Raw genomic sequence first — 12,980 nt, 5'->3', positions numbered from 1 at the left:
CGAGATGGACGTCGCTGTATCTGAATGACCCTAACAGTTATCAATCAATATCTTATTGATTTTTAAGATTTTTATATCAGTAACATTTTTTGTGTTTTTATCGCAAATGCGGGTGGAAAGCCAGACGATAGACCCATGTCGAAGGGTGCACCTCATCGGAACGCCTTGCCTAGGGCCCTCTTTAAGGTCCAATTTTCACATTAACCGTGACGAGCGAATCATGCAGCTCTTTGGCCGCCCTCTTCTGCTCGTTCAACATGTGCAATGAGGCACAGCGGCCATTGAAATGTGACAGGGCTGTGAAGGTCGGGCGCTGTCTTATGAAGTAGTACTAATTTATGATGCCATATCGATTCATTTGGAAGCGGCATCATGAGTACACGTTCTGACCTCCTCGCTAGTGCAGAGATTCTGTTGCGTACAAAAGGCTATGCGGCCTTCAGTTACGCCGATCTGGCTGAAGAGATAGGCATCAAGAAAGCGAGTATTCATCATCACTTTCCCACCAAGGAAGGTCTGGCGATCGCCATCGTAGATAGCTATCTGTTCCGCTTCAAAAGTCAGCTGGAATGCATCAATGTAGAAAGTGCCGGCATTATTGATCGACTCAATGCCTTCGCCCTGATGTTCGCAAAAAGCAGCGAAAGCTCACTGCTGCCACTCTGCGGCGCACTGGCAGCGGAGTTGCTGGCTTTGCCCGATAGCCTAAAGCAAATGACGAGAGATTTTTTCGAGATCCACCTCAACTGGCTTCAGGAAAATATCGTGAAGGGCCAGGAAGCCGGCGAACTCAAAGCAGATCTCGACTGCGTGAAGGTCGCCAGGCTCATCTTGAACACATTGGAAGGCGGCAGCTTTGTATCTTGGGCGTTGAACGACAACTACGAGCAGTTTTCTGGTTTTGAATTCATTCTAGATGGGCTCAGGGCTGCGGGAACGCGCCACTAAGGCTAACAGCTTCTTCCGCTTTCCAAGCCTTCGGCTCTGCTATGACCAGCACGGCCTGGCCGCCTCCTCGTGATCGTTTCATCTCCCTGTCTCGATCCTCTGAATTCTGCATTCGCGCGCTCTTTCTATCGGGAGCACATCGAGTCCTGCAATAGTCGCGGACACTTTTCCCCTTCTTTACCCTAACAAACCCGAGCCAATTTCTTTGAGAGCTGCGACACCTCTACGGTGATCGCTAGCGCGCCTATTCCAGAATATCTGTAGAGCACGTTTTTTTTGCGCCGCTCAGCTATAAGGAAACAACCTATTGATGCACAACCTACTAGTTGGTAGGCTTGTTTCTCTTCCGGGTCAAACGCCCGGTCCATCCGAAGAGGAACGAACACATGAGCAACAATCTGAATGGTATCGATGTCGCCGCACTCCAGCAGTTCGCCCAAGGCGTTGCTGAGGATGCGACCAAGCGTCACGCAAGCTTTAACGTGAAGACCGAGTGGAAAGGCCAGACCCGTTCCGTCGCGAAGGTCAATCGCTACAGCCTGGCCGGGGAAACCTACTCGCGCGATTTTGAAATTGTCGCCGATGAGCCAAATGAATTGCTGGGCCAAAACACCGCGCCTAACCCGCAGGAATTGCTGATGGCCGCGCTCAACGCTTGCATGTCGGTCGGCTATGCAGCGAATGCGGCAATGATGGGCATCAAGATTCACAGCCTTGAGATCGAGACTGACGGCACCCTCGACCTTCGCGGCTTCCTGGGCATCGACGAAACCGTCAACCCTGGCTACGACGAAGTGAGCGTCGTGATTCGCCTGCACACCGACGCCCCCCGCGAGCGCGTTGAAGAACTGCACAAGGTGGTGCTGAAAACATCGGTCAACTACGCCAACTTTTCGAAAGCCATCCGCATGGTGCCAACCCTCGAAGTCCTTGAAGGCTAAATCGTCTGCTTCATCGAGATAAACAACTTGTGAGCACCAGGCAGAAAGCTGGTTTGGTGCCCCCTTACTAAATCTGGATACCCGGAGTCTGAAATGAACGATTTTTTCAAAGGCAAGAAACTGTTGGTCGTCGGCGGTACCAGTGGCATGGGTCTCGAAACCGCACGCATGGTTCTCAAGGCAGGCGGTAGCGTTGTGCTCACCGGCAGCAAGCAAGACAAGGCTGACGCCGTTCGTAACGAGCTGAGCCCACTGGGTTCGGTCTCGGTGATCGTGGCCAACTTGATGACTGAAGAAGGCATGAACCTCGTCCGCGACGAAATCAATGCCAAGCACAGCGACATCAGCCTAATGGTGAACTCGGCCGGGATCTTCATTCCAAAACCGTTCACCGAGCACGACGAAGCTGAGTACGACATGTACCTGTCGCTCAACCGCGCGACCTTCTTCATCACCCAGGCAGTGGTCAAAAACATGCTTGCTGCCAAGCGCGAAGGCTCGATCGTCAATGTCGGCTCCATCGGTGCACAGGCGGCACTGGCCGGTTCACCTGCGTCCGCATACTCCATGGCAAAGGCAGGCTTGCATGCGTTGACACGCAACTTGGCCATCGAGTTGGCTCATTCGGGTATCCGCGTCAATGCAGTATCGCCAGGCATAGTTCACACCTCGATCTACGAGGGGTTCATGGACAAGGAAGCGATTCCAGAAGCCATGAAGTCGCTGAACGGTTTCCACCCGCTGGGTCGAGTCGGTGTTCCAGAAGACGTCGCCAATACCATCCTGTTCCTGCTGTCGGACAAGACATCGTGGGTGACAGGCGCAATCTGGGACGTGGACGCAGGGATCATGGCCGTACGTGCCTGACCCGAAAGTGCAGCGCAAATGGAATGTCCCTCCTCCGGGAGGGCGCTCACCGGATCGCTGCCTTGGCTAAAAACGGCTGAACGCTGGCCGGAGGAGTCTCCAATGTCTATCACGACAAAAGCCGCACTGTTGAATGTCGCGGAAACACAGATGCGCTCCAGAGGTTACTCAGCGTTCAGTTACGCCGACCTAGCAGCACAGATCGGCATCAGGAAAGCCAGTATTCATCATCACTTCCCGACCAAGGAATGTCTGGGCGCGGAATTGATCAGGGATTACATCCATCGATTCACAGAGACGCTTGGCTCGATAGAAATCAGGCATCCCGATCCGCTGTTGCGGCTACGTGAGTTTTCGCGGCTGTTCGTCGTCAGCGCCCATGACGGGCTGCTGCCGTTGTGTGGTGCATTGGCGGCAGAAATGGCCGCATTGCCCCTTTCGCTGCAAGAGCTCACTCGGGAGTTCTTTGAGTCTCAGCTCGACTGGCTGACAGCCACCCTCAATGACGCAGTCCAACTTCATCACTGGTTGCTGGATAAACCCGTTGAGGAATACGCCTTCATGCTGCTGAGCACGCTTGAGGGCTCAGCCTCATCGATTGGGCATTGGGCCGATCAACCTACCCTTTAGCTGGCTTTGACCATTTGCTTGAGTCGCTGGCAATGCGGTCTTCATTTCTTCTCGCAGGATGACTTATGCAAACCACTTCGAAAAAATACGTAGTCGATATCTGGTCTGATTTTGTTTGCCCTTGGTGCTGGGTCGCAAAGCGTCGCTTTGAAAAAGCGCTGGATCGCTTTGACGAAAAAGACGCCGTTCAGATAAATATTCGTGCTTATCGCTTGGCGGCGAAACACACACCTGAACCCATGATTGCTGCTCTAAAGCGCAAGCTCGGGAACGCAGACACCGCTGAAGCGATGATGAGTACCGTACTCAAATACGGTAAAGCAGACGGCCTTGATTACCGCTTTGCGACTATGCAGTTTGGCGATACCGCAGACGCTCATGTGCTGGTCAAGGCAGTTGAAGAACCGACAGTGAAAAAGCGTCTCATGGAAGCGTTGTACGAACAAAGCACTACCCATGGCAAGTCACTGTTTGATCGCTCCAGTCTGGAGGCGATTGCGCGGGAAGTGGGCGTGTCGGAAGAATCGATCCAGCTCGCATGGTCATCCGTAGAACTACGCGTTGAGATGGAAGAGGACGAGCACTTCGCTGCGCAATTGGGATCGGGCGTGCCGATGTTCGTCTTCAACAACGAGTTCTCGTTGTCCGGCGCTCAGCCTGAGGCCGTTTTTCTCGAAGCGCTGAATAAGATGCAAGCAAAGGTACAGGTCAAGGAAGAGGATTTTGCAGGACAAGTCTGCGGTATCGATGGCTGCAAAGTTTGATAGGCATTGGTTGTGCGGTACCTAGCAGTACCGCACCTCCCACAGTCTGGAGCAAGAGGATCTCATGAGCCGTATCGTTGAGTTAAGCGCTCCACAGTTCGCCCGATTTATTGCCAAAGGCAGCAGCATTGTGCTGTTTTCAGCGTCCTGGTGTAAGCCTTGTCAGGAGATGAAGCCGATCTTTCATGCGCTGGAGGAAAAGCTTCACGCCTTGGCAGTATTTGGGAAGATAGACGTCGCGGTGTCGCCGACGATTGCGCAAATGTATGGCATTCGCGCGGTGCCGTCTTTGGCGGTCTTCCATCAGGGCCGACTTTTGCGGGTCATGCCTGGGTCTCGGTCCGTCTCTGCCTTGAAGAAGGTAATACTGGCGGAACTAGAAGAGGCTCGTTAGTCGAGCCTCAGCCCCATGGCTTAGTCTGGTACGTTTCTGCCCTTGATTGCAGGTAGAATTTTTCCCGGCCCGTTATCGAACGGGTGAGCACGATCTTCATTGAATATTTCTGTCAGCAGCGCATTAGCGCGCTTGTAGGCGTCGTACTTAAAGTCGGTGTCGTCTTCGGGTTGGGCCGCCATTTCTTCAAGCATCTCCAGATTCAATCGGCGGAATCTATCCGCGCGCTCTCGAGCCTTGTAGCGCCCGATCCCAAGCTGCTCCAGCGCTCTTCGTCCCAAGGACAATGCACTTTCGAAAGTTTCCCTCTCAACTGCCTCAATCCCCATCTGGCGGAGGGTGATGATGTGCCCCATGTCGCGAGCACGTACCACCAGCTTCAGAGATGGAAAATGCTCCTGAGCCAGCCTGGTGAGTGCCAGGTTGTCTTCCTGATTGTCGATTGCGTTAATCAGCACCACTGCCTGCGCTGCGCCGGCAGCGTGGAGCAAATCGAGGCGGGTCGCATCGCCGTAGAACACCTTGACTCCGAACTTGCGCAACGTCTCGATATGATCGGGATCGTGATCCAGTACTACGACTTCAAACCCACATGACATAAGCAGTCGGCCGGCAATTTGGCCGAATCGACCAAAGCCGGCGATGATCACCCGAGGATTGCTCTGTTCGATGGTGTCCGCTTCCTGGTTACCCCGTTTATTTGCGGATTCCAGTCGATTAAGCACCAAGATCAGCAGCGGTGTGACGCACATGGATAACGCCACCGCCAAAGTCAGGCTTTTGCCCCAAGGGTCGACCAGAATCCCGGCAACCGTTGCGGCACCAAACACGACGAAAGCGAACTCACTGCCTTGACCCAGAAACACAGCCTGCCAAGAGCGTTGTTCAGGGGGGACACTCAAGAAGCGACCAAGGAGTTTGATCACCAGCAGCTTGATCAGGATAAAACTCAAGGTCAGCGTCAAGACTTTCAGTGGTGCATCGATCAGCGTGCCGAAATCGATCGACATGCCCACGCCGATAAAGAACAGACCAAGCAGCAGCCCCTTGAATGGCTCGATGTCACTTTCCAGTGCGTGCCGGTATTCCGAGCTCGCTAACAGAACACCAGCGAGAAAGGCGCCCATGGCCATGGACAATCCGGCCTCCTCCAACAACAAGCCGAATCCGAACACCAGAAACAGCGCAACGGCACTGAAGATTTCACGCAATCCTGAGCGCGCGACGAAGCGAAGGACTGGACGGGAAACGTACTGACCCAAGAGCACTACCGCAACAATCGCACCGACGATTTTTGCGATGGACAGCGCGAGTTCAGCGCCGGAAGGCGTACCACCATTTGCGGCCAACAAAGGAATCATTGCCACCAGTGGAATCGCTGCGATGTCCTGAAACAACAGCACGGCAAAACTGCTGCGACCCACGGCAGTTGGGATCATGTTTCGTTCGTTCATGGCCTGCATGGCAATGGCGGTCGACGAGAGACTCAGCGTTAATCCCACCAACAGTGCGGCTGTCCAGTTCAGGCCCAACACGGCGCAGAAAACGGCAATTGCCAAACCACACACAAGCATCTGCAGGGCGCCGCCACCGAACACCATGCGGCGCATGGCCCATAGACGCTTGGGGTCAAGTTCGAGGCCAATGATGAACAGCATCAAGACCACGCCGATTTCAGCAAAATGCAGGATGGACTCCACATCCGTCACTAGCTTCAGGCCCCATGGGCCTATCAGGCATCCAGCTAGTAGATAACCCAGCACGGGGCCCAATCCTAACCGCACGGCAATGGGCACAATCAATGCTGCTGAGCCTAGGTAGATGAGCATTTCAACGAGGCTGTGAGTGTCCATTCAATTGGTCATCCATGAGGTGAGACGTGCGGCGTAATGGCGAACTTGTGGAAGCAGCGCGGTTTGATCAGCCCTGTAAGCACCGTGGACTGCTACTGGGCTTAGCCAGCGCATTCCGCAGTAATTGGCCGTTGCCTGAAGAGGTTGGGCGAGCACAGCGAACCCTGGGTTATCGCCAATATCGAAGTGATCGTGTTCTCCTCCCGTAGTCACTGCCCATAGCAGGTGTTTGTTTTTGAGAGCGGTAGCACCCTCGCCATAAGCCCAACCCTGAGTGAACACTTTGTCGATCCACAGCTTTAAAAGAGGTGGGTAGCTGTACCAATAAAGTGGATGTTGCAAAACCAGCAGGTCTGCTTGCTCGACAGCCTTCTGTTCAGCTTCGACATCAATGTTGAAATCGGGATACAGGTCGTAAAGGGAGCGAATGACGACATCGGAATTATTGGCAGCGAGCCTGAGCATCAACTTGTTGACGTTAGATTTCTCAGGGTAAGGATGGGCATAGATGATCAGAATCACAGATTAATCCCCAACAAACCTGGCGCTCTTTTAGAACGCAAAAAGCTCCCCGGACGCTGAGCATGAGTGCACTCAATGTCCGGGGAGCCAATGACTTGAAGGTGAAGCCCTTATTTACCGGCTTGCAGCTTCAATACTTCCTGCGCAGTCACGGGATTGCCGGCAATGCCCCAATCTCCGCTCTTGATCTCTTCAAAGATGACCCAAGTGAGGGCGCGCATGTTTTCGCCTTCCACCGACACCATGGCGTCAGTCACTTTGCGAATGACCTCGGCTTTTTGCTCATCGGAGAAAACGCCTTCAATACCTTTGATCGTTACGAGTGGCATGGTGTGCTCCTGAATGCTGGAAAAGGACTGTCAGGCTTTAGCCGAGGCATATTCCGGATAGTCGGTATAACCCTTATCAATCGAATCGCTGACCCCGTAGTAGGTCGCACGATCACCCTCGGCCAATGGCCAATCGTTTTGCATGCGCTCTACGAGATCCGGGTTTGCAATGTAGGCCGTGCCGAAGGCGATCAGGTCCAATTCACCCTTGGCCAGTTCCGACTCGGCGATCTCTTTGGTGAAGCCGCCGGCGGCCATCAAGGTGCCTTTGTAGGCCTCGCGGAATGCGGCTCCGAAACCAGGTGGTGTTTGCGCGGCGAGGATGGTCGGCTGGTAGTTCAGGTGAACGAACGCCAATTCGCGATCGTTGAGCGCAGCCGCCATGCTCATCCAGGTTTCTTCTTCGCCTTCGTACACGCCGAAGTCATACAGGCGTCCGAATGGGGAAAAACGTACGCCAATCTTCGAACCGCCAATTTCAGCTGCAATTGCGTCGATGGTTTCAAGCAAGAAACGCTGACGATTAGCGATAGAGCCACCGTACTGGTCGGTGCGAGTATTCAGGGCGCTACTCAGGAACTGATCGAACAGAAAGCCGTTGGCGGCCATGATTTCGATGCCGTCAAAACCGGCGTCCATCGCCATGCGCGCAGACTTCACAAAGTCCGCAATAACGCGTTTCACTTCGTCAGTTTCCAGCGCACGCGGTGCGCTAGGCTGAACCGGGCCTGATTTGCCAGGCTCGACCCAAGCGTAAACAGTGGTGTCCACCGCAGGCACAGTCCCCGAGGAGACAGGTGCCATGCCATGCACCGAGACATGGGACATTCGGCCTACATGCCACAACTGCGCGAAAATCTTTCCGCCTTTGGCGTGCACCGCGTCAGTGACTTTGCACCAACCTGGCAAGTGCTCATCTGCGTAAATACCAGGCGTGTAAAGGTATCCGCGTGCTTCGTCGGAAATTGGCAACCCTTCGGTGATCAGAAGGCCGGCGGAAGCTCGTTGCGCGTAGTAAAGCGCATTGGATTCGTTTGGAATGTTGTCTAGCGTTCGGGTCCGTGTCATGGGGGCCATGACCACGCGATTCCTCAGGGGAATACCAGACAGATCGTACGGAGTGAACAATTTATTCATGATTATCTCGACGTAACTAAACGTGGAAGGTCGGTGATTCAGGATTTGTCGAACGCGTCGAGCACGTGGGTGCTGTAGACCAGCGCAGCACCAGCGTTCATGTTGATGGCGACGCCCAGCGCTTCCGCGACCTCTTCGCTCGTGACACCGAGCTTCTTGGCTTCCGCCGCGTGAAAGGCGATGCATCCGTCGCAACGAGTTGTCACAGCCACGGCCAAAGAGATCAGCTCGCGGGTCTTGGCGTCCAGATGGTTGGTCTTGCCGCCAGCGGCGCCTAGCGCAGCCATGCCTTTCATGGTCTCGGGGGACAGGCCATTGAGTTCAACCAGCCGTGTGTTGATGTCTTTGCGGGTTTGCTTCCAATCTTGCATGGGGATTCTCACAGGTATGGGAGGACGACGATTTCTAAGCAGTCAGAAAACTCACCCATAAGCTACCATCCAGTAGGTAGGTCTACAATGTGGTTTGGTTGATATTCAATATCAAGGATATTAAGCTGAATATAATTGATCTATTTTTTTGCCTACCTCTAGGATGGTATCTTTCGCAACAAGTCCTGCGGCACTCACCCAGGCCAAATGAAATCAATCACATATCTTGATAGCGAGTGGCCATGAACTACCTAGCGCACCTTAATCTCGGGGGGCAGCACCCTGAACAGCTGCTGGGAAGCCTTTACGGAGATTTCGTAAAGGGAGCACTCTCTGGACGCTTTTCTGTAAAAACAGAAGAAGCGATCCACCTTCATCGCAAGATCGACGCGTTCACTGATTCTCATGCTGTGGTGAAACGAGCCTTAGATCGGTTCACGATCACGCGACGTCGATATGGTGGGATAGCCCTCGACATGTTTTTTGATCACTGCTTGGCTCGGGATTGGGATCAGTACTCAGAAACCACCCTGAAGGAATTTTCGGAAAAGGTTTACGCGCTTCTACAAAGCGAACCTTCCTTGCCGGAGCCATTAGCTCGGGTTGCGCCTTTGATCGTTACGGAGGATTGGTTCGGGGCGTATCGAGACTTCTCAATGATCGGCCATGGGCTGGACGTCATATCCAAACGATTATCGGAGCCTGAGCAGCTACGTAGCGCATTTGAGGAGTTGACCGCCCTCTATGAGCCGCTGAGTTTAGATTTCGCGGAGTTTTATCCACTGCTGGAACGATTCGCAATGCTCAGGCTGGCAGAAATGCAGGGCGCATTTATTCTTCGATGAGAACAAGCCGGAGGTACAGCGTTCTATCGAAACGCACAACCTCATAGGATCCAAGCACCCGCCTCAGGATCTAATTCAGGACATAGCCAAGACTATTAGTCCCCTAAGAAAGCTCACGGACTGTAAACGATCCACTAACAAATGCGCCCCCTCAGATCTTTGTTACAGTGAATGTCGATCGCTCTGCCGCGCTTTCGCCCCCGATGCAAAGTCGGTAAGGTCGGCGCGTTTTCCCTTGCTCGGAGCACCTTATGCCCGCCCCCGTTCTGTCCGGCCCGCAATATCTGCGCGAAGGCCTCAAACTGGTTCTCAGCCCTGGCTTGCGCCTGTTCGTGTTATTGCCGCTGGCGATCAATCTGGTGCTGTTCGTCGGATTGATCTATCTGGCCAGCCACCAGTTCAGCCTGTGGGTCGATACGTTGATGCCGTCGCTGCCCGAATGGCTGAGTTTCCTCAGCTACATCCTCTGGCCACTGTTTGTGGTGCTGGTGGCGCTGATGGTGTTCTTCACCTTCACCATGCTCGCCAACGTGATCGCCGCACCGTTCAACGGTTTCCTCGCGGAGAAAGTCGAAGTGGTCGTGCGCGGCACCGATGACTTCCCGGCGTTCAGCTGGGGCGAACTGATCGCCATGGTTCCGCGCACCCTGGCCCGGGAAATGCGCAAACTCGGCTATTTCCTGCCACGGGCGATAGGCCTGTTCATCCTCTCGTTCATCCCGGTGGTGAACATCATCGCCGCGCCACTGTGGCTGCTGTTCGGCGTGTGGATGATGGCGATCCAGTACATCGACTACCCGGCGGACAACCACAAACTGGGCTGGAACGAGATGCTCGCCTGGCTGCGGCAGAAGCGCTGGCAGAGCATGAGTTTTGGCGGAATCGTCTATCTGGTGTTGCTGATTCCGGTGGTTAACATCCTGATGATGCCGGCGGCCGTGGCCGGTGCGACGTTGTTCTGGGTGCGTGAGCGCGGTGCCGAGAATCTAATTACACAGTAAAATAAGCTGCGAAGCATTTAATTAATGCTTCGCAGCCTAGCTGCTTAACTCAATTACTTCTGAGTCATCCACAATGGTATAGACTCAGGCTCTATTAGCAGATACGCCAACAGCATCCCAAACATCATGAAGAACAACCACGCTCTACCGGAAAAAAATATTGTAACTCCGGTCAGGAACATCCAAAAACGATGCAGTGGTCCATAGCTACGTTGATTCATAAGGGCTAGATAATGCAACAAGGCTACCCCTGTAAAAACCATAACAAGTAGAGTTACAACCATACCGAATACATGGCTAATCATCAAAGAGCGACCATAATCCGTCAAACTGTGCATGTAGAAGTCGTAAAAAGTATTCTGAGAGGCCAGAATGGTCAGATTAGGATCAATAGTTGACTTGGCCAGTCCTATAATGCCCCCGCATCCCATGAGGATCAAAAGAGGTGCCGCGATATAAACCGCCCAACTGCTGGAGGTGAACTGGCCTTTTATCAATGACACCAAAGCAGTACTTATCGTGAAAGCAAGCACAGTTGATAGAGACACCCAGAGATAATAGTGGATTAGATCAACATAAACTGCGTATTTCCAAACCACAAACATCAAACCGATTGCCAGGCCAAAAAATATTGCGCCTGCTCCATCGCCACCTGAGCTAGTGGTCGATTTACCATTATTGGTTATGTTCGTGACAAAGGTTTGTTTGGTTTGAACAACCGTAACAGGGGCATTTACCGTCGGCGGATTAGTTATACCGGCAAAGAGTGCTCCACATAGCACGCCCATCAACGGCCCCCAAATCCAAGCCTGCAAATTCGCGTTTGTGACCAAATCCATAAATGTCTGCATTCAAATCCTCTCTTAGCTGATAAAAATACTGGCTATCCAACCAGTAATAGCTTAATAAGATCACTTATCAAAATTAAATGCAATTTTTTTGGCGCCGTTTTTAAGGCGCCCCGGACCATCGTAAAAATTCTCGAATTTCGTACACTTCAATTCCACTAGAAAAATCGGGTCCGATCGTCACAAATCCATCATCCAAACGTCACAAGCACGACATGGCCTCAGCCGACACTGAGGCCATGACGACAGCTCTACACATCACCCTGATCAGCGAAACCTTCCCACCGGAAATCAACGGCGTGGCCAATACCCTTGGCCGCTTGTGCGATGGATTGCGCGCGCGTGGGCATCAGGTTGAACTGGTGCGCCCGCGTCAGGCCGGTGATCCGCAGCGCAGTGAAGATGACGCGTTGCTGTTGTGCCGTGGCTGGCCGTTGCCGGGGTATCCGGGCCTGCAATGGGGTCAGTCGTCGATGCACAAACTGCTGAGACGCTGGAAACGTCAGCGTCCCGATGTGCTGTACATCGCCACGGAAGGACCGCTCGGGTTATCGGCCCTGCGTGCGGCGCGGCGTCTGGGCATTTCGGTGGTCAGCGGCTTTCACACCAATTTTCAGCAATACACCAGTCAGTACGGTCTCGGCCTGCTGACGCGGATGCTCACGCATTATCTGCGCTGGTTCCACAATCGTTCGGCCATGACGTTGGTGCCGAGCATCAGCCAGCGCCTGGAACTGGAGCGGCGGCATTTCGAGCGGTTGGCGCTGTTGTCGCGCGGTGTCGACAGCCAGTTGTTTCATCCGAGCAAACGGCTGAATGCTTTACGCGAGCAATGGGGACTGAGCGAGCGCGACGTTGCCGTGATTAATGTAGGACGTTTGGCTCCGGAGAAAAACCTGGGCCTGCTCAAGCGCAGCTTCGCAACCCTGCGCGAGACGTATCCACAGCGCAATCTGAAACTGATCGTGGTCGGGGACGGGCCGCAACGGGTGGCGCTGGAAAAGGATTTGCCCGAGGCGATTTTCTGCGGCTCACAGCGTGGTGAAGCACTGGCGACGCACTACGCGTCCGGCGATATATTTCTGTTTCCCAGCCTGACCGAAACCTTCGGCAATGTGGTGCTGGAAGCACTGGCCTCGGGACTGGGTGTGGTGGCTTACGATCAGGCTGCGGCGGCGCAGCACATTCGCCACGGTTACAACGGCGTGTTGGCGATGCCGGGGGATGAGCAAGCCTTCTGCGAGGCGGCGGCGTGGTTGCTGGAAGAAGATGAGACGTTGCGGTGCGTGCGCTTGAATGCGCGGCAGCATGCGAGTCGCCAAGGCTGGCCGGCGGTTATCGAGCAGTTTGAAAAGCATTTGCGCGGGGCTTGTGTGGGGGAGCAGGTTGTCCCGAATGCACAGACACTTCCCTGAATTATTGTTGCGTTTGAAACCGCCATCGCTGGCAAGCCAGCTCCCACAGGGATTTCCAGTGACCACAGGTCGTGTGAACACCCATAAAACCTGTGGGAGCTGGCTTGCCAGCGAT

Annotated in this window: 15 protein-coding genes; 9 read left to right on the top strand and 6 right to left on the bottom strand. The window is 53.9% G+C overall.

Features of this window, described 5'->3' with window-relative positions; genetic code table 11:
* Window positions 1–372: 372 nt before the first annotated feature.
* The 6 genes from ACZ0A4_RS28855 (at window position 373) to ACZ0A4_RS28830 (ending at window position 4,544) form a co-directional block, all read left to right on the top strand.
* On the top strand, window positions 373–948 hold the full coding sequence (locus tag ACZ0A4_RS28855; RefSeq protein ID WP_463577373.1) for a TetR/AcrR family transcriptional regulator: 576 nt from the start codon (window positions 373–375) through the stop codon (window positions 946–948).
* A 386-nt stretch (window positions 949–1,334) separates the two neighbouring features.
* A complete protein-coding gene (locus ACZ0A4_RS28850) occupies window positions 1,335–1,889 on the top strand; it encodes an OsmC family protein (RefSeq protein ID WP_150617154.1) in 555 nt (184 codons plus the stop codon).
* A gap of 93 nt (window positions 1,890–1,982) precedes the next feature.
* On the top strand, window positions 1,983–2,756 hold the full coding sequence (locus tag ACZ0A4_RS28845) for an SDR family NAD(P)-dependent oxidoreductase (RefSeq protein WP_463577371.1): 774 nt from the start codon (window positions 1,983–1,985) through the stop codon (window positions 2,754–2,756).
* Window positions 2,757–2,858: 102 nt separating this feature from the next.
* Entirely contained in the window at window positions 2,859–3,386 is a 528-nt protein-coding gene (locus ACZ0A4_RS28840; protein ID WP_463577370.1) for a TetR/AcrR family transcriptional regulator, read from the top strand.
* Between the two features lie 65 nt (window positions 3,387–3,451).
* Window positions 3,452–4,150, top strand: a complete 699-nt coding sequence (locus tag ACZ0A4_RS28835) for a DsbA family oxidoreductase (RefSeq protein ID WP_463577368.1) — start codon at window positions 3,452–3,454, stop codon at window positions 4,148–4,150.
* A gap of 46 nt (window positions 4,151–4,196) precedes the next feature.
* Window positions 4,197–4,544, top strand: coding sequence for a thioredoxin family protein (locus ACZ0A4_RS28830; RefSeq protein ID WP_463577655.1), 348 nt, complete (start codon window positions 4,197–4,199; stop codon window positions 4,542–4,544).
* Window positions 4,545–4,564: 20 nt separating this feature from the next.
* Here the strand turns inward: ACZ0A4_RS28830 and kefC are convergent, their stop codons facing one another.
* From kefC to ACZ0A4_RS28805, 5 genes are all read right to left on the bottom strand, one after another.
* Entirely contained in the window at window positions 4,565–6,397 is a 1,833-nt protein-coding gene (gene kefC, locus ACZ0A4_RS28825; protein WP_463577366.1) for a glutathione-regulated potassium-efflux system protein KefC, read from the bottom strand.
* Window positions 6,398–6,919, bottom strand: coding sequence for a glutathione-regulated potassium-efflux system oxidoreductase KefF (gene kefF, locus ACZ0A4_RS28820; RefSeq protein WP_150617149.1), 522 nt, complete (start codon window positions 6,917–6,919; stop codon window positions 6,398–6,400).
* A gap of 110 nt (window positions 6,920–7,029) precedes the next feature.
* Window positions 7,030–7,248: a tautomerase family protein gene (locus ACZ0A4_RS28815; RefSeq protein WP_463577364.1), complete on the bottom strand. Its 219-nt coding sequence runs from the start codon at window positions 7,246–7,248 to the stop codon at window positions 7,030–7,032.
* Window positions 7,249–7,278: 30 nt separating this feature from the next.
* Entirely contained in the window at window positions 7,279–8,385 is a 1,107-nt protein-coding gene (locus tag ACZ0A4_RS28810; protein WP_463577362.1) for an alkene reductase, read from the bottom strand.
* 38 nt (window positions 8,386–8,423) lie between these two features.
* Complete coding sequence (locus ACZ0A4_RS28805) at window positions 8,424–8,756, bottom strand: carboxymuconolactone decarboxylase family protein (protein ID WP_014860758.1); 333 nt, start codon at window positions 8,754–8,756, stop codon at window positions 8,424–8,426.
* Between the two features lie 242 nt (window positions 8,757–8,998).
* Here ACZ0A4_RS28805 and ACZ0A4_RS28800 point away from each other — a divergent pair, with 242 nt between their 5' ends.
* On the top strand, window positions 8,999–9,601 hold the full coding sequence (locus ACZ0A4_RS28800; RefSeq protein WP_463577360.1) for an acyl carrier protein phosphodiesterase: 603 nt from the start codon (window positions 8,999–9,001) through the stop codon (window positions 9,599–9,601).
* Between the two features lie 251 nt (window positions 9,602–9,852).
* Window positions 9,853–10,602: a sulfate transporter CysZ gene (gene cysZ, locus ACZ0A4_RS28795; protein ID WP_463577358.1), complete on the top strand. Its 750-nt coding sequence runs from the start codon at window positions 9,853–9,855 to the stop codon at window positions 10,600–10,602.
* A 53-nt stretch (window positions 10,603–10,655) separates the two neighbouring features.
* Here the strand turns inward: cysZ and ACZ0A4_RS28790 are convergent, their stop codons facing one another.
* On the bottom strand, window positions 10,656–11,453 hold the full coding sequence (locus ACZ0A4_RS28790) for a hypothetical protein (RefSeq protein WP_463577357.1): 798 nt from the start codon (window positions 11,451–11,453) through the stop codon (window positions 10,656–10,658).
* 212 nt (window positions 11,454–11,665) lie between these two features.
* On the opposite strand from ACZ0A4_RS28790, the gene ACZ0A4_RS28785 reads away from it, so the two are divergent.
* Window positions 11,666–12,865, top strand: coding sequence for a glycosyltransferase family 4 protein (locus ACZ0A4_RS28785; protein WP_463577355.1), 1,200 nt, complete (start codon window positions 11,666–11,668; stop codon window positions 12,863–12,865).
* Window positions 12,866–12,980 lie beyond the last annotated feature (115 nt).

The sequence above is a fragment of the Pseudomonas sp. AC172 genome (genome assembly GCF_979258595.1).
The sequence above is the reverse complement of the archived record's forward strand: the minus strand, read 5'-3'. Positions and strand labels throughout refer to the sequence as shown.

What these genes read in the sequence shown, in the direction of transcription:
- ACZ0A4_RS28845 (WP_463577371.1), top strand. Translation starts at nt 1,983, where the DNA reads ATGAACGATTTTTTCAAAGGCAAGAAACTGTTGGTCGTCGGCGGTACC.
- ACZ0A4_RS28850 (WP_150617154.1), top strand. Translation starts at nt 1,335, where the DNA reads ATGAGCAACAATCTGAATGGTATCGATGTCGCCGCACTCCAGCAGTTC.
- ACZ0A4_RS28835 (WP_463577368.1), top strand. Translation starts at nt 3,452, where the DNA reads ATGCAAACCACTTCGAAAAAATACGTAGTCGATATCTGGTCTGATTTT.
- ACZ0A4_RS28815 (WP_463577364.1), bottom strand. Translation starts at nt 7,248, where the DNA reads ATGCCACTCGTAACGATCAAAGGTATTGAAGGCGTTTTCTCCGATGAG.
- ACZ0A4_RS28855 (WP_463577373.1), top strand. Translation starts at nt 373, where the DNA reads ATGAGTACACGTTCTGACCTCCTCGCTAGTGCAGAGATTCTGTTGCGT.
- ACZ0A4_RS28790 (WP_463577357.1), bottom strand. Translation starts at nt 11,453, where the DNA reads ATGCAGACATTTATGGATTTGGTCACAAACGCGAATTTGCAGGCTTGG.
- ACZ0A4_RS28805 (WP_014860758.1), bottom strand. Translation starts at nt 8,756, where the DNA reads ATGCAAGATTGGAAGCAAACCCGCAAAGACATCAACACACGGCTGGTT.
- ACZ0A4_RS28810 (WP_463577362.1), bottom strand. Translation starts at nt 8,385, where the DNA reads ATGAATAAATTGTTCACTCCGTACGATCTGTCTGGTATTCCCCTGAGG.
- cysZ (WP_463577358.1), top strand. Translation starts at nt 9,853, where the DNA reads ATGCCCGCCCCCGTTCTGTCCGGCCCGCAATATCTGCGCGAAGGCCTC.
- kefC (WP_463577366.1), bottom strand. Translation starts at nt 6,397, where the DNA reads ATGGACACTCACAGCCTCGTTGAAATGCTCATCTACCTAGGCTCAGCA.
- ACZ0A4_RS28840 (WP_463577370.1), top strand. Translation starts at nt 2,859, where the DNA reads ATGTCTATCACGACAAAAGCCGCACTGTTGAATGTCGCGGAAACACAG.
- ACZ0A4_RS28800 (WP_463577360.1), top strand. Translation starts at nt 8,999, where the DNA reads ATGAACTACCTAGCGCACCTTAATCTCGGGGGGCAGCACCCTGAACAG.
- ACZ0A4_RS28785 (WP_463577355.1), top strand. Translation starts at nt 11,666, where the DNA reads ATGGCCTCAGCCGACACTGAGGCCATGACGACAGCTCTACACATCACC.